This window comes from Rhizobium johnstonii 3841, from assembly GCF_000009265.1.
Taxonomy (GTDB): domain Bacteria; phylum Pseudomonadota; class Alphaproteobacteria; order Rhizobiales; family Rhizobiaceae; genus Rhizobium; species Rhizobium acaciae.
Window position 1 is genome coordinate 393,677 of the sequence record NC_008381.1, and the last position, 16,099, is coordinate 409,775.

Here is a 16,099-nt window from a genome sequence, read left to right on the forward strand (position 1 = left end):
CGATCTCCAACGAAGCCGGGACCGTGGGTTGAAACCCCGCGGTCCTCCCGACGTTTTAGCGCGAGGTCCTCGCCATGACCAATCCTGCCCCAAGCATCTTGCCCGGCCTCGGGTTCCGGCAGCGTTTTCCGCTGCTTGCCCTTATCCTCGAGCGCTTCGTGCTCAGCCTCATCCTGCTCTTTGCCGTTTCCATCGTGATCTTCGGCGGTCTGGAAGCCCTTCCCGGCGATTTTGCCACCACCTATCTCGGCCAGTCGGCGACACCGCAGGCCGTTGCCAATATTCGCCAGGATCTCGGGCTGAACCGCCCAATCACCACGCGTTACGTCGAATGGCTCGGCAACGCCGTCCAGGGGGACTTCGGGACCTCCTGGGCCAGCAAGAATTCGGTGAGCGAACAGATCGGCAAGCGCCTTGGCAATTCGCTCTTCCTGGCGGGTTTCGCAGCGGTGATATCGGTGCCGCTCGCCGTTGGGCTCGGCATGCTGTCGGTGCATTTCCGCAATCGCCTGCCGGATAAGATCATCAACGTCATCTCGCTTGCGGCGATCTCGCTGCCGGAATTCTTCGTCGGCTACCTGCTGATCCTGTTCTTCGCGGTGAAATTCGGCGTGGCGACCTTTCCGGCGACGGTCTATGACAGCATGGGTTTCGTCGAGCGGTTGAAGGCGATCGCGCTGCCGACGGCGACCCTCGTGCTCGTCGTCCTCGCGCATATGATGCGCATGACGCGGGCGGCAATCCTCTCCGTCATGTCGTCGGCCTATATGGAGACTGCAGAGCTGAAGGGACTCAGTGCCTTCCGCTCGATCGTCAAGCATGCCGCCCCCAATGCGCTGGCGCCGATCATCAACGTCATCGCATTGACGCTTGCCTATCTCGTAGTCGGCGTCGTCGTTGTCGAAGTGGTCTTCGTCTATCCCGGCATGGGGCAGTATATGGTCGATGCGGTCACCGTGCGTGACATGCCTGTCGTCCAGGCATGCGGCCTGATCTTCGCGGCCGTCTATATCTTCCTCAACATGACGGCCGATATCCTCGCGATTATCGCCAATCCCCGGCTGAGGCATCCGCGATGAGATTGAGAGACATCCCCATCACCGCCTGGATCGGCATGGCCGGTATCGCCATCGCCTTCATCTTCGCAATCTTCGCACCCTGGCTCGCCCCCTATGGCGAGACGCAGGTCGTCGGCGACGTCTGGCAGTTGCCGGATAATCAATATATCTTCGGTCTCGACAATCTCGGCCGCGACATCTTCTCGCGGCTGATCTACGGCGCGCGCACGACGCTGACGGTCGCATCCGCCGCCACCGTCATCTCCTTCTCGCTCGGCATCATCCTCAGCTTCACCGCCGCTGTCTCACGCGGCGTTATCGACACGGTCCTCTCGCGTTTCAACGATCTGATGATGTCGATCCCGACGCTGATTTTCGCGCTCGTCGTTCTTGCGGTGCTACCGCAGAACATCGTCGTACTGATCCTTGTCATGGCAATCCTCGATTCCACTCGCGTCTATCGTCTCGGCCGTGCGGTGGCGCTTGATGTCGCGGTGATGGAATTCGTCGAGGCGGCGACGTTGCGCGGCGAAGGCAAGCTCTGGATCATCTTCCGCGAAATCCTGCCGAACACTCTGTCGCCGCTGCTTGCAGAGTTCGGGCTGCGCTTCGCCTTCTCGATCCTGTTCCTCTCGACGCTTTCCTTCCTCGGCCTCGGCATTCAGCCGCCTGCGGCCGATTGGGGCGGCATGGTCAAGGACAATAAGGACGGCATCATCTTCGGTATCTCGGCAGCGCTGGTGCCGGGCACGGCGATCGCGACACTTGCCGTCTGCGTCAACCTCGTGGTCGACTGGCTCCTGAAACGCACATCCAGCCTCAAGGGAGGGCGTGGCGATGCCTGAGCTTCTTTCCGTTCGCAATCTGAAGATCGAAGCAACCAGCTATCCGCCGGGTGAACCGCCGAAGCGAGTGACGATCGTCGACGGCGTTTCCTTCGATCTGCAGAAGGGCAAGGTTCTCGGCCTGATCGGGGAATCGGGCGCCGGCAAGTCGACGATCGGCCTTTCCGCACTCGCCTATGGCCGGGGCGGCGCCGAAATCACCGGTGGCGAGGTGCGGCTCGACGGCGCCGATATCCTGGCGCTCGGCAAGAACGGCATCCGGAAAATCCGCGGCGCGCGGGTCTGCTATGTCGCGCAGTCGGCCGCCGCCGCCTTCAATCCAGCCCACAGGCTCGGCGACCAGGTGATCGAAGCTTCGGTCAAACATGGTTTGATGAGCAAGGACGAGGCGCGAAAACGGGCGCTTTATCTGTTCGGGGTTCTCGGCCTGCCCAATCCCGAAACCTTCGGCGAGCGCTTTCCCCATCAGGTCTCCGGCGGCCAGCTGCAGCGGGCGATGACGGCGATGGCGCTCTGCTCCAATCCCGAGCTGATCGTCTTCGACGAGCCGACCACAGCACTCGACGTCACCACGCAGATCGACGTGCTGGCGGCGATCAAGCATGCCATCGAGGAAACGCACACGGCCGCCCTCTACATCACCCATGACCTTGCCGTCGTCGCCCAGATCTCGGACGACATCATGGTCCTGCGTTATGGCAGCCAAGTGGAATATGGCAGCGTCCAGCAGATCATCGAGGCGCCGCGGGAGGACTATACCCGCGCTCTCGTCAATGTCAGGCAGGCCTACCGCGAGGAAGCCGCCGACCAGTCCACGGCACTTCTCAAGGTCGAAAATGTCAGTGCCGAATATTCCAACGGCTTCAAAGTGCTGCACGATGTCACGCTGCACGTGCCGAAGGGGCAGACGCTCGCGGTCGTCGGCGAATCCGGGTCCGGCAAATCGACACTGGCGCGCGTCATTACCGGCCTGTTGCCGCCGAGCAGCGGGCGCATCGTCTTTGACGGCAAGCCGCTGATGCCGGGTCTGAAGAGCCGGCCGAACGAAGATCTGAGGCGAATCCAGCTGATCTACCAGATGGCCGATACGGCGATGAACCCGCGCCAGACGGTCCGCGACATCATCGGCCGCCCGCTGACCTTCTATTATGGTCTGAGAGGTGCCGAGAAAACTGCGCGGGTGAAGGAACTGCTCGATCAGATCGAGATGGGCAAGGGCTTCGTCGACCGCTACCCGGCCGAACTATCGGGCGGCCAGAAGCAGCGCGTGGCGATAGCAAGAGCGCTTGCCGCCAAGCCTGAACTCATCCTCTGCGACGAGCCGACCTCGGCGCTTGATCCGCTGGTGGCGGAGGGCATCCTCAAGCTGCTTCTGCGCCTGCAGGAAGAAGAACAGCTGTCCTATGTCTTCATCACCCACGACATCGCCATCGTCCGGGCGATTGCCGACAGCGTGGCGGTGATGCATCGTGGCAAGCTGGTGCGGTTCGGACCGAAATCGAAGGCGCTATCGCCGCCCTTTGACGACTACACCGATCTGCTGTTGAAATCCGTGCCGGAAATGGAAATCGGCTGGCTGGAACGCGTGCTTACCACACGTCGCATGGAGAGCGCCGGTAACTGACTTGACGAGGGCCCAACCCTCTTCTCATGGAATATGCACCAAGGAATGAGCATGACCTCGCGCGGCTTCACCACCATCGAGAATGAATGGATCGTACTGAAGGATGGGACGCGGCTGGCCGCGCGCATCTGGATGCCGGATGGCGCTAGCGAAGATCCGGTTCCCGCCGTCTTCGAATTCCTGCCCTATCGCAAGCGGGACGGAACCTGCCTCAGGGATGAGTCGACCTATCCGGTATTCGCGGCATCAGGCATTGCCGGCGTGCGTGTCGATATCCGCGGATCGGGAGAATCCGACGGCGTCATCGACGGCGAATATACCGAATGCGAGCTTGCCAATGCCTGCGAGCTGATCGCCTGGATTGCCGCGCAGCCATGGTCGAACGGCTCGGTCGGCATGATGGGCATCTCCTGGGGCGGCTTCAACAGCCTGCAGGTCGCAGCATTGCGCCCGCCGGCGCTGAAGGCCGTCATATCGATCGCCTCGACCGTCGACCGCTATAATGACGACATCCACTATAAGAACGGCTGCCATCTCTCCGCCCAGCTCTCATGGGCGGCGACGATGCTCGGTTACCAGTCGCGCCCGCCCGATCCGGCACTCGTCGGCGAGCGCTGGAAGGAAATGTGGCTGGAACGCCTGGCAGGCGAACCCTTCTTCATGGAAGAGTGGCTGGCCCACCAGCGGCGTGACGATTTCTGGCGTCATGGCTCGATCTCAGAGGATTTTTCGAGCGTGGAAATCCCGACGCTGGTGATCGCCGGCTGGGCTGACGGCTACCGTAATACCCCGCTGATGGCGGTCGAGGGCCTGGGCAAAAAAGCGAAGGCGCTGATCGGCCCCTGGGTCCACAAATATCCGCATTTCGCCTGGCCGAAGCCGCGCACCGATTTTCATGGCGAAGCGATCGCCTGGTGGAACAGATGGCTGCGGGGCGAGGACAATGGGATCGTCAGGCTGCCGCAGGCCCGCGCCTATATTCTCGACGCCATCCGCCCTGCCCCGCGACGCGACAGCGATCCGGGTTTCTGGATCGCCAAGGACGTATGGTCGCCGCCGCAGATGCAGTGCTTCTACGTGGAGCAGTTCGGCAAGCTGACGGAAGGCATGCCGACTCCGCATGCGCCCGAACATGCCGTCTATCTCCGCTCTCCGCTCGACACCGGGACGGCATCGGGTGAATATTTCACGCTGAAACCCGACGCGGAAATGGCGATCGATCAGCGCTCGGACGATGCCGGCTCGCTGGTCTTCGATACGATGCCGCTTGCGACGGATCACGACTATCTCGGCCGGCCGGTGGTCACGCTTGCGCTGCGGTCGCGGGCGGCGGGCGGAAATCTCTGCGCCCGACTCGTCGATGTCCATCCGGATGGCACGGCAACGCGTGTCGCCTTCGGCGTCGTCAATCTGACCCACCGGGACGGCAATGCAGATCCCAAGCCGCTGATGCCAGGCGAGAAGGTGTCGATCCGGCTCGTGCTTGATGCCTGCGGTTATCGCTTCCGCAAGGGGCATCGCATCCGCCTTTCGCTCTCCACCGCCTATTGGCCGATGATCCTGCCGCCGCCTGATGACGAAGGCATCGACATCGATATCGCGGCACTCGGCCTGGGGCTGCCGATGCTCGGCGAGCACCAGCGGATCGACATCAAGGAACCGGCCAATCCCGACCCTCTGCCGAAATACATCGAGCACGCGGCCGCCGTAACGAAGCGGCAGGTCGTCCGCGACCTCTCGGCCAACCGGACAGACTATCACATCCACGAGGATACCGGGCTCACCGAACACCCTGAGACAGGTCTCTCGACCCGGCAATTGCGCGAGGAAGTCTGGTCGATTTCATCCGACAATCCGCTGTCGATGACCGGGACCTCGACCTGGACCTGCGACATGCGTCGCCCCGGCTGGTTCGCCCGCACGGTGGCGACCGCACGGATTGCCTGCACCCGGACCGATTGGGTCATCAGCGCTGTCGTCACCGCTTTCGAGGACGACGTGCAGATCTTCGAAAAGGTCTTTGCGGAAAAGCGGATCGCGCGCGACCTGATGTAATCGTCAGGACGCAGCAAAACGCCTTATGGCCTCGCAGACGGCGCGGAAGCCGTCGCGGGCGCCTTCGCTCATGTTGCGGGCGCGCAGCCAGGCATGCACCATCTGCGGCTCCTCCCGGAACCAGACTTCGACGCCCTCCGCGGCTAGCCGGGCGGCATAGTGCCGGCCGTCGTCTCGGAGGGGATCGAAATGCGCGACCGTGATGAAGGCCGGCGGCAGTCCGGCAAGCGAGGATGCCTGCAGCGGCTCGGCGATCTCATTGCCTGCCGGTGCCTGCAGCATCTCGCGATAATAGGCGACATCCGCCGTCGTCAGTCCCGGCGCTGCGGCCATTTCGGCATAGGAGCCCGCATCGAGGTTCCCGCTGAGCGTCGGGTAGATCAGGACTTGGCCGACGACGCCGGACAGGCCCTCGTCGCGCGCGCGCAATGCAAGGCCCGCCGCCAGATTGCCGCCGGCGCTGTCGCCGATCAGCACGACCTTGCTGTTGGCGGAAAGCAGATGCTTCAACACAGTAAAGCCGTCATCCGTCTGCGCCGGCCAGCGATATTCAGGGGCCAGCCGATAATCGACGGAAACGAGTTCCGCACCGGCAAAATCGGCAATCTCGGCGCAGATGGCATGATGGCTTTCGAGCGAACCGACGACGAAGCCGCCGCCGTGAAGATAGAGCAGAATGGTCCGCGTGCTGATTTTGCGCGGACGATAGCGCCGGATCGGCATGCGCTGGAGCATGCCGTCCGCAAAGATCATCTCTGGGGGCAGCGGGCGGTCGAAGCGCGCGCAAAGAGCGTCGTACCAATCTCGCTGCTGCTCGATCGATGCTTGAACGGCGTCTGGCGGATAGAAGGCATCGCAAATCGCCAGAAACTGCAGAATGCCCTTTTCGGTGGGGACAGGCGGTTGAGCGGACATGGAGGTCCTTTCGCGATTTGGGACGATGTAGATCACGTCCTCGGCCGACTCTGTCCTCATCATGCGCCTTTGTGACGGGGACGATCTGTCTGGCCGCGACCCATGAATGTCGCGCCACTCAAAATTCTCGATAATTTTTTCGCCATCGACCCAAGGAAAGTCATCCGAGAAACGTCTCAATCTCGAAATAGCATCTTGCTGGTTGGTTTGGGGTAGGTGCGGAATTGGACGCAGAGCTCATAGAACGAGCGCAAGGCGGCGACCGGGAGGCCTTTGGGCAACTGGTCTCGCGCCATTATGATTTCGTCCATGCGACGGCGTGGCGCTGGTCGGGCAGTTCCACCGACGCCGACGACATCGCCCAGGAGGTCTGCGTCAAGCTCGGCGCGGTAATCCGGAGCTTTCGCGGCGCCAGCCGCTTCAGGACATGGCTCTATACTCTGACGCTCAACGCCGCCCGTGACCATAGACGCAAGCTTGCACGAGAGGAGCAGACATTCCGTGCTTACGCCGCCGAACCGCAGCAGGATGCGCCGGCCGGAAATGACGACGAGCTATCGAGCGAATTATGGGCAGCCGTGCGCGCCTTGCCGGAAAGGCAATGCGACGCGGTGCTGCTCGTTTACGGCGAAGGTCTCAGCCATTCGGCTGCCGCCGATGTCATGGGTTGCTCGGAGGCGACCGTGTCCTGGCAGGTTCATGAGGCGCGCAAGAGGCTGAAGACCGTGCTCGGCAAGGAAGAGGTATGACCGTGGACAAGGAACTCGAAAAGCTCTCCCGCCTGACACCGCCGGCAGCGACGCCGGAGGCGCGTGCGCGTGCGCTTGCTGCCGCGATGCAGGCCTTCGACACCGCAGAAAATAATGCGCCGGCCGCCCAAGGAAATGCGAAAGGCTGGCGTCAAAGCTCCATCATCAACTGGATATGGAGCCCTATCATGAACAAGAAATTCCTCGCCGGTTCAGCCCTTGCGACGCTGCTGGTCATTCCGGCCGCCGGTTACCTTACGATCGAGCTGACCCGCAACGGATCGCCGATCGTCGATCAGACCGAGATCGCCGGCGATCTTTCGAAAAGTGAGGCGTCGAAACAACCGGCCGCAACCGTCGGTCAGCCGGTTACGATCGCGCCGCAAGCACCGGCCGGGAACAACAGCCTGGCTGAGCAATCTGTCGCTGTCGCGCAAGCCCCGCAGGACAAGGAGGCGCCCGCAGTCGCGAAACCCGATTCGTCGCAGACATCCGAATTCGATGCCAACGACATCGCCGCCCTCACGAACAAGCCGGAGGGGGCTGCCGCGGCACTCGGGGCCGCCAAACGCTCGGCGCCGGCCGCTCCCGGCATCGCCCCCCAGCGGCAGTTGGCCGAACCGATGGCCGCCATTGCCCCCTCGCCTGCGCCGCCGGCGGAGGGGCGTGTGCAGATTCAGCTCGACCCCGATCGCGAGCGGTTTGCCAATGCTGCGGCAAATCCGATCAAGAGCGTCGCGACGGATCCGGTTTCCACCTTCTCGGCCGATGTCGACAGCGCGTCCTATGCCTTCGTCCGCCGGTCGTTGACAGGCGGGGCGATGCCCGATCCACTATCGGTCCGCGTCGAGGAGATGATCAATTATTTCCCCTATGACTGGCCGGGCCCTGATAATGCCGAACAGCCTTTCAAGGCGACGGTGACTGTCATGCCGACCCCGTGGAACCACGACACGGAATTGATGCATGTGGCAATCAAGGGCTATGACATCGCGCCGGCGACCACGCCGCATGCCAATCTGGTCTTCCTGATCGACGTGTCGGGCTCGATGGACGAGCCGGACAAACTGCCGCTGCTGAAGAGCGCCTTCCGGCTTCTGGTCAACAGGCTGAAACCCGACGATACCGTCTCGATCGTCACCTATGCCGGCAATGCCGGCACGGTGCTGACGCCGACGCGGGTGGCGGAGAAATCGAAGATCCTGTCGGCAATCGACAGGCTGGAGGCTGGAGGCTCGACCGGCGGCGCCGAAGGCATCGAGGCGGCCTACGATCTTGCTAAGCAGGGCTTCGTCAAGGACGGCGTCAACCGGGTGATGCTGGCGACGGATGGCGACTTCAATGTCGGCCCGTCGAGCGACGAGGATTTGAAGCGCATCATCGAGGAGAGACGCAAGGACGGCATCTTCCTCACAGTGCTCGGCTTCGGGCGGGGCAATCTCAACGATTCCCTGATGCAGACGTTGGCCCAGAACGGCAATGGCAGTGCTGCCTATATCGACACCTTGGCAGAGGCACAGAAGACGCTGGTCGAAGAGGCCGGATCGACGCTGTTTCCGATTGCCAGCGACGTCAAGTTTCAGGTCGAGTTCAACCCGGAACGGATCGCCGAATACCGGCTGATCGGTTACGAGACACGGGCGTTGAACCGTGAGGATTTCAACAATGACCGTGTCGACGCCGGCGATATCGGCTCCGGCCATAGCGTCACGGCAATTTACGAGATTACGCCCAAGGGAAGCCCCGCGGTGATGAATGACGATCTGCGGTACGGCGCAGCCGACAAGGTGCCGGCCGAGGCCGCCGACAGCGCCCATCAAGGCGAGCTTGCCTTCGTCAAGATGCGCTACAAGCGGCCGGGTGAGGACAAGAGCGCCCTCATCACCACGCCTGTCGACGACAACAACGCGGTCGCCACCGTCGATGCAGCGCCGCAGGATGTCCGCTTCTCGGTGGCCGTCGCAGCCTTCGGCCAGAAACTGAGCCATGTCGCCGCCGTCGACACCTATTCCTATCAGGCGATCGCCGATCTCGCCGCGGCATCGCGAGGCACGGACGCCTTCGGTTACAGGTCGGATTTCCTCGGTCTCGTCCGGCTGGCGGACGGCCTCAGTCAACGATGAGGCAAGAGGCACAAAACCGCACCAAACAAGAAGCCGTCCCAAAAGGGCGGCCTCTGCTGAGTGATTATCCCAGTCTCGACCCGTTGGCGGTGAGATAGACAGCGTAGAGAGACGTGCTCGCGGTGATGAAGAGGCGATTCAATTTCTCTCCGCCGAAAGCAACGTTGGAGACGCCCTCGGGAATATGGATCTTGCCGATCAAAGTACCATCCGGATCGTAAGCGTGCACACCGTCGCCGGCGCTCGTCCATATCCGGCCTTTCCGGTCGACGCGAAAGCCATCGAACAGGCCTGAGGTACATTCTGCGAAAACGCCGAGATCGCTCAACCTTCCCTCATTCGAGACCGCGAGCTTTCTGATATGACGCGGACCGCCGGACAGGTGCGTTGCCCCGGTGTCGGCAACATAGAGCAGCGTCTCATCCGGGGAAAAGGCCAGTCCGTTCGGCTTGACGAAATCGGAGGTCACCTGATCGGTCGTGCCTGTTGCCGGATCATGCCGGTAGACGTGGCATCCGCCGATTTCCGCATCGCCATAGTCGCCCTCGTAGTCGTGGAGGATGCCGTAGCTCGGGTCGGTGAACCAGATGGTCCCATCGGACTTGACGGTGACGTCGTTTGGAGAATTGAGCCGTTTGCCTGCAATTCGATCGGCCAGAACGGTGATCCTGCCGTCGAAATCCGTCCGCGTGACACGGCGCGTCAGATGCTCGCATGTGATCAGCCGGCCCTGATCGTCGACCGTGTTGCCATTCGAATTGTTGCTGGGCGAACGGAATACCGATGTCTGCCCGCTGGTATCGTCGTAGCGCATCATCCGGTTGTTGGGGATATCCGAGAAAACCAGATACCGCCCGGCGGCAAACCAGGCCGGTCCCTCCAGCCAGCGGCCGCCCGTCCAAAGCCGCTCGACGCGGGCATGACCGACGAAGCAGCTTTCAAAACGCGGGTCGAGAACCTCAAACCTCGTACCGTCAATTTGCCCGAACATGGTGCTCCTCCATTTCCCTAAAATTGTTATCGATATCATCTTGCCGTGTTCTGATGGCTTCGTACAGATACCGATCTGCCGACCTTTGCGAAAACGCCCCAGGAATCTTGGTTTTTGGGCTTTGGAATGGTGCATTCCTGCAATAATATCGATTGTACGATGATAGCGATAACTTTATCGTGTCTTAGACTACCCAACTCGGAAGCTTGTTTGAAAGCGGAGACCAGTGAAAAACGAGGATGAGCCGAAAGACAAGCGTCTCAAGCCAGGAGACGCTCAAAAGCTGACGATGGCGGAGGTCGCCAAATATGTCGGCGTATCTGCCATGACCGTTTCGCGTGCGTTTCGCCAGGATGCAAGTGTTTCCGAGGAGACCCGAAAGCGCATCATGGAAGCCGTCGATGCACTCGGTTATGTGCTCGATCTGTCGGCCGGCAGTCTTTCGTCGCGGCGGAGCGGCTTCATCGCCGCGCTGGTGCCCTCGATCAACAATTCGAATTTTTCCGACACGGCGCGGGGCATGACCGATGCGCTGCAGAATACCGGCCTTCAGCTCCTTCTCGGCTATACCGACTATTCGACGGAGAAGGAAGAAGAGCTGATCGAGGCGATGCTGCGCCGCCGCCCGGAAGGCATCATCCTGACCGGTGGTTCGCACACGGCGCGCGCGCGGCGCATGCTCGTAAAAGCCGGCATTCCTGTTGTCGAGACCTGGGAACTTCCGGAAGATCCGATCAATCAGGTCGTCGGCTTTTCCAACAGCGAGGCGATGGCCTTGCTGGTGCGGACGCTTGCCAGCCAGGGATATCGGAAGTTCGGCTATATCGGAGGAACGACGGCGCGCGATACGCGCGGCAGCCAGCGGCGCAGCGGTTTCCAGAAGACTGTCGAAGAACTGGGCCTCGGACCGGGACGGATGATTTCCTTCGGTGTGCCGCCCATCACCATGGAACAGGGCGGCCAGGCGATCGTCAGCCTGCTGGAGCGCTGGCCGGACACGGAAGTGGTTCTCTGCGTCTCCGACCTTTCCGCCTTCGGCGCCATCATGGAATGCACGCGCAGGGGAATGAAGGTTCCAAGGGACATCGCCATTGCCGGTTTCGGCGATTACGAGATCTCGTCTATCTGTCATCCACGCATCACGACCATCAATGTGGACTGTTATGGCATCGGCCGCCAGGCGGCCGCCCGCCTGATGGATGCCCTCCATACCGGCGAGGCGACTGGCGATGAGATCACATTGACAGGCTACAAGGTTGTCTTGCGCGAAAGCACGGACCGGAACGGCGCACCGACCGCTTGAGACTAGACTAAAGCGCCGCGCGTCTTTTCAGATGCGCGGCGCTGTAACACTTTGAATGGCTGCAGGGATCATGCAGTCGGTCAGAAAGCAATCTGCACTTTCATGGACTTGCTGCGGTCGCCCGCCAATTCGAAGGCCGCGACGGCCTCTTCGATCCCAAAGACACCGGTCAGCAGCGGCTTCAGATCGACGCGACGCGCGTTGATCAGTTCGACGGCGAGCGCAAATTCCTCGTGAAAACGGAATGTGCCGCGCATCTCGATTTCCTTCGCCACGATCATGTTCTGCGGGATCGAGACATCGCCGCCAAGGCCGAGCTGCACGAGAATGGCGCGGGGCTTAAGCGTCTCCAGGCCGGCGCGCACGGCCCTCTCATTGCCCGACGCTTCGAACATGACATCGAAATATCCCTTGTCAGCGCTGTAAGCCGCAAGGTCGGCAGCATGGGTGGCAACATTGATCGTTCGATCGGCGCCGCTGGTGCGGGCGATTGCCAGAACGCTGTCCGTCACGTCGGTCGCGACGATTTCGCGGGCGCCGAGAACGCGCGCCGCGACGATCGCCAACATCCCAATGGGGCCGCAACCGGTGACCAGCACGCGTTTGCCCAGCAGCGAGCCGGCGCGGTTTGCCGCATGCAGCGTCACGGCAAAGGGTTCGGCAAAGGCGGCCTCGTGAATGGAAATGCCGTCAGTGACCTTGTGGCACTGCCAACGCTCTGCCACCAGCCGCTGGCGAAAACCGCCCTGAATATGCGGCATCGGCATGGCGCTGCCGTAAAACCGCATGTTGAGGCAGTGGTTTTGCTGCCCCTTCAGGCAATATTGGCAATGGTTGCACGGCCGGCTCGGGGAAACCGCGACACGGTCTCCGACGGCAAGATCGGCGACGCCGGAGCCCAGCGCCTTGACCGTGCCGGCGATCTCATGGCCGAGGATCATCGGTTCGCGCAGGCGAACGGTGCCGAAACCGCCGTGATTGTAATAATGCAGGTCGGAACCGCAGATGCCGCCGGCTTCGATGGCAATCTCCACCTGCCCGGCGCCCGCAACCTCCGGCTCGCGCTCTTCGATCCTCAGATCCTTGGCAGCATGAATGACGATGGCTTTCATATCGGGACCCTCACACGACAGGAGTTGGAAGCGGGCTACCGGCAAAATGCGCAGCGAGATTGTCTCTGACCAGTTGGCCCATGGCCTTGCGGGTCTCGACAGTGCCAGAGCCGTGATGGGGCTGCAACACGACGTTCCCAAGCGTCAGGAAACGGGCATCGATCTTGGGTTCGTTCAGGAAGACATCAAGGCCAGCCGCCTGGATGGTGCGGTCTTGAAGGGCTGCGATCAGCGCCTCTTCGTCGACGGTCGTCCCGCGCGAGACATTGATCAAGATGCCGTTAGGGCCGAGCGCTTTAAGCACCTCAGCATTGATGATCTTCATGGTCGCCTCCCCGCCGGGGACGATGACGATCAGAAAGTCGGCCCAATCCGCAAGCGCGATCAGGTCGGGTTCATAGGCGTAAGCCACATCCTTGTGATTGTGGCGGGCGAAATAGGAGATGTCGCAGCCGAACGCGGCAGCCCTTCTGGCGATTGCCTTGCCGATCCGGCCCATGCCGGCGATCCCCACCTTCTTGCCCGAGACGCGCGTCACCAGCGGCATGGCGACACTGCCCCATTGGCCGGAGCGGACCAAAACATCGGCCTGCGGGATCTGCCGTGCCGTGGCAAGCAGCAGTCCGAGGGCGATATCGGCGACATCTTCGGTCAGCACATCGGGGGTGTTCGTGACGCGAATGCCGTTGGCGCGGGCATAGGACAAGTCGATTGCGTCGGTGCCGACGCCGTAACAGGAGACGATTTCCAGTTTCGGCAATTGCGCCATCAGCTCTGCGGACGCTCCGAGTTCGCCGCGGGTCGCTATGGCGCGGATATCCTTGCCGACCCTGGAGATCAGCTCCTGCCGGTCTGTCGCTTCCCAGAGGCGATGGATGCGGTAGTTCGCCTCCAGATCCACCATGTCCCATTCCGGATAAGCTCCGGCCATCAAGATTTCTACCTCAGGCATTCCGTTTCCATCCCGCATTTTGACAGTTGATTATGTTATCGATAACATATAATTCGGAAAAGGGATGTCAAGTGAGTTTCACCGTCAGCGGCAGCGTAAGCCGTTGCCCGCGGGAGACCGGAGGAGTGATTTGTATGAAGAACTTGTTTGATCTTACCGGACGGCGCGCCCTGATCACCGGCTCGAGCCAGGGGATCGGCTATGCCCTGGCCGAAGGCCTGGCGCAGCATGGCGCCGAGGTGATCATCAATGGCCGCACGCCCGAAAGCGTCAAACGTGCGGTCGAGAGCCTCAAGGATCAAGGCCTGTCTGCCCATGCGGCGATCTTCGACGTGACCAGCAAGGACGCTGCCAAAGAAGGCATAGACGCGATCGAAACCGATATCGGGCCGCTCGACATCCTGATCAACAATGCCGGCATGCAGTTTCGCACGCCGCTGGAAGATTTTCCTGCGGACAAATGGGAACTGCTGCTGACCACCAATATTTCGAGCGTGTTCTACGTCGGCCAAGCGGCAGCCAAACCCATGATCGCCCGCGGCCAGGGCAAGATCATCAACATCGCTTCCGTTCAAAGCGAACTGGCGCGCCCCGGCATTGCTCCCTATACGGCGACCAAGGGTGCGGTGCGCAATCTGACCCGCGGCATGTGCGCCGATTGGGCCAAGTACGGCCTGCAGATCAACGCGATTGCGCCGGGCTATTTCAAGACGCCGCTCAATCAGGCGCTCGTCGACAATCCCGAGTTCTCGTCCTGGCTCGAGAAGCGGACACCAGCCGGACGCTGGGGCAATGTCGAGGAATTGGTGGGTGCCGCCGTTTTCCTGTCAGGCCGCGGCTCGTCGTTTATCAACGGGCACACGCTTTATGTCGACGGCGGCATCACGACCTCCCTTTGATAGAGACGAGACCATGGATTTCGAGAAAAAGGCGCCACCCCTGGCCGTCGTCGTCATGGGCGTCAGCGGCTGCGGCAAATCCTCGGTCGGAGAGCATCTCGCCGCTCGAAACGGCCTGCCGTTTCTGGAAGGTGACCAACTCCATCCTGCCGGAAATGTCGAGAAGATGGCGAAGGGCATACCGCTTGCTGACGACGACCGCCTGCCCTGGCTCGATCGGATCGGCGAGGAAATAAGGACCGCGCAAGAAGCATCGCAAGGGCTGGTGATTTCCTGTTCGGCGCTGAAGAGAAGCTATCGCGACAGGTTGAGACAGGCGGCGGACGGGCACCTCGCCTTTGTTTTCCTCGAAGGGTCCCGCGATCTGCTGCTGTCTCGGATGCAGGCCCGTCAGGGCCATTTCATGCCCGCGACTTTGCTCGACAGCCAGTTGCAGACGCTGGAGCCGCCGACCGGTGAAGCTGGTGTTGTGACGGTGGCGATCGATAATGCGTTGGATGATATCGTGGCACTGGCTTGCAAGGGACTGAGCGGCATGGCCGTCAAGGGAGGAGATTATCATGCAGGATGACTACAGAGCAGATGTCGCCGTCATCGGTGCCGGCATCATGGGAACGGCAATCGTCACACGATTGATCGAAACCGGGCATAAGGTTTTCGTCTTCGATCTGGATACCGAAAAAGTCGCGGCTTTGGAGGCCAAGGGTGCGCGCCCGGCCGGCTCCGTGGAGGAAGCGGTCTCACGGTCGGCGTTTTGTGTGCTCAGCCTCAATCACGCAAATATCGTCCGCGCCGTCGTCTTCGGCGAAAAGGGTGTTGCGGCGGCGGCAAATGCCGACAAGGTGTTGATCGACATGTCCTCGATCGACCCGGCCGACACGGCCGACATGGCGGCGCGGTTGCGTCGGGAAACGGGCATGGCATGGGTGGATTGCCCGCTTTCCGGCGGCGTGCCGGGTGCGCTGAGCGGGCGCCTGACGATCATGGCGGGCGGCAGCGCTGAGGATTTCGAACGGGCGCGCGTGGTGATGCGGCATCTTGCCGCCAATTACACGCTGATGGGTGCATCGGGCGCCGGGCAGACGACGAAGCTGATCAATCAATTGTTTTGCGCCGTGCTGTTTCAGGCCGTCGCCGAGGCGGTCAAGCTCGCTGAAGCCGGCGGCGTCGATCCGGCCGCCATTCCAACAGCCCTTGCCGGCGGCAGGGCAGACAACCGGATAATGCAGGAATTCATGGCAAAATTCGCTGCCCGGGATTTCTCGCCGACAGGCAGAATCGACAACATGTTGAAGGACCTGGATTCGCTTCAGGCCTTTGCGCTGAAGACCAAGACGCCATTGCCGATGACCGGCTCGGTGGTCGAGATTCACCGCCTGCTCTGCGCTGCCGGGCTTGGAGCAAGAGACTCGGCTGAGATGATGCGTCTTCTCGACGGATTTCAGCCCGGCTGACGTCAATTTCCCGGGAAAT

General features: G+C 61.6%; 14 protein-coding genes. 10 read left to right on the forward strand and 4 right to left on the reverse strand.

The genetic code is table 11. The features are described 5' to 3' along the window. Window positions 1-74 precede the first annotated feature (74 nt). Genes RL_RS29305 through RL_RS29320 form a run of 4 tightly spaced genes read left to right on the forward strand, consistent with a single transcriptional unit; the run spans window position 75 to window position 5,582 of the window. Window positions 75-1,079 carry an ABC transporter permease gene (locus RL_RS29305; protein WP_003538489.1) on the forward strand — a complete coding sequence of 335 codons (1,005 nt, stop codon included), beginning with the start codon at window positions 75-77 and terminating at the stop codon, window positions 1,077-1,079. Continuing rightward, window positions 1,076-1,903, forward strand: a complete 828-nt coding sequence (locus tag RL_RS29310; protein WP_011654406.1) for an ABC transporter permease — start codon at window positions 1,076-1,078, stop codon at window positions 1,901-1,903. Before RL_RS29305 ends, RL_RS29310 begins: the two co-directional genes overlap by 4 nt. Next, entirely contained in the window at window positions 1,896-3,527 is a 1,632-nt protein-coding gene (locus tag RL_RS29315; RefSeq protein ID WP_011654407.1) for an ABC transporter ATP-binding protein, read from the forward strand. Before RL_RS29310 ends, RL_RS29315 begins: the two co-directional genes overlap by 8 nt. 51 nt (window positions 3,528-3,578) lie before the next feature. Next, window positions 3,579-5,582: a CocE/NonD family hydrolase gene (locus RL_RS29320; RefSeq protein ID WP_011654408.1), complete on the forward strand. Its 2,004-nt coding sequence runs from the start codon at window positions 3,579-3,581 to the stop codon at window positions 5,580-5,582. 3 nt (window positions 5,583-5,585) lie between these two features. Here the strand turns inward: RL_RS29320 and RL_RS29325 are convergent, their stop codons facing one another. After that, window positions 5,586-6,497: an alpha/beta hydrolase gene (locus RL_RS29325; protein WP_011654409.1), complete on the reverse strand. Its 912-nt coding sequence runs from the start codon at window positions 6,495-6,497 to the stop codon at window positions 5,586-5,588. Between the two features lie 224 nt (window positions 6,498-6,721). Here RL_RS29325 and RL_RS29330 point away from each other — a divergent pair, with 224 nt between their 5' ends. Together RL_RS29330 and RL_RS29335 are read left to right on the forward strand one after the other, a co-directional pair. After that, window positions 6,722-7,246, forward strand: coding sequence for an RNA polymerase sigma factor (locus RL_RS29330; protein ID WP_011654410.1), 525 nt, complete (start codon window positions 6,722-6,724; stop codon window positions 7,244-7,246). Next, a complete protein-coding gene (locus RL_RS29335; protein WP_041936835.1) occupies window positions 7,243-9,369 on the forward strand; it encodes a vWA domain-containing protein in 2,127 nt (708 codons plus the stop codon). The genes RL_RS29330 and RL_RS29335 overlap by 4 nt, the downstream gene beginning before the upstream one ends. A 64-nt stretch (window positions 9,370-9,433) precedes the next feature. On the opposite strand, the gene RL_RS29340 is transcribed toward RL_RS29335, so the two are convergent. Next, the gene (locus RL_RS29340) at window positions 9,434-10,360 is read right to left on the reverse strand and encodes an SMP-30/gluconolactonase/LRE family protein (protein ID WP_011654412.1); all 927 of its coding nucleotides are present in this window, start codon (window positions 10,358-10,360) and stop codon (window positions 9,434-9,436) included. A 226-nt stretch (window positions 10,361-10,586) separates the two neighbouring features. Here RL_RS29340 and RL_RS29345 point away from each other — a divergent pair, with 226 nt between their 5' ends. Then, the gene (locus tag RL_RS29345; protein ID WP_041936836.1) at window positions 10,587-11,663 is read left to right on the forward strand and encodes a LacI family DNA-binding transcriptional regulator; all 1,077 of its coding nucleotides are present in this window, start codon (window positions 10,587-10,589) and stop codon (window positions 11,661-11,663) included. Between the two features lie 80 nt (window positions 11,664-11,743). Here RL_RS29345 and RL_RS29350 read toward each other — a convergent pair whose 3' ends face one another. Continuing rightward, the gene (locus tag RL_RS29350; protein ID WP_011654414.1) at window positions 11,744-12,775 is read right to left on the reverse strand and encodes an L-idonate 5-dehydrogenase; all 1,032 of its coding nucleotides are present in this window, start codon (window positions 12,773-12,775) and stop codon (window positions 11,744-11,746) included. A 10-nt stretch (window positions 12,776-12,785) separates the two neighbouring features. Beyond that, on the reverse strand, window positions 12,786-13,727 hold the full coding sequence (locus tag RL_RS29355; protein ID WP_041936837.1) for a 2-hydroxyacid dehydrogenase: 942 nt from the start codon (window positions 13,725-13,727) through the stop codon (window positions 12,786-12,788). A gap of 134 nt (window positions 13,728-13,861) precedes the next feature. Between RL_RS29355 and RL_RS29360 the strand changes: the two genes are divergently transcribed. From RL_RS29360 to RL_RS29370, 3 genes are read left to right on the forward strand one after another with little or no spacing between them, the layout of a single operon-like run. Then, window positions 13,862-14,626 (forward strand): SDR family oxidoreductase, encoded by a 765-nt coding sequence (locus RL_RS29360; RefSeq protein WP_011654416.1) that lies wholly within the window; start codon window positions 13,862-13,864, stop codon window positions 14,624-14,626. A 13-nt stretch (window positions 14,627-14,639) separates the two neighbouring features. After that, a complete protein-coding gene (locus RL_RS29365) occupies window positions 14,640-15,197 on the forward strand; it encodes a gluconokinase (RefSeq protein WP_011654417.1) in 558 nt (185 codons plus the stop codon). Next, entirely contained in the window at window positions 15,187-16,080 is an 894-nt protein-coding gene (locus tag RL_RS29370; RefSeq protein WP_011654418.1) for an NAD(P)-dependent oxidoreductase, read from the forward strand. The genes RL_RS29365 and RL_RS29370 overlap by 11 nt, the downstream gene beginning before the upstream one ends. The last annotated feature ends 19 nt before the right edge of the window (window positions 16,081-16,099 follow it).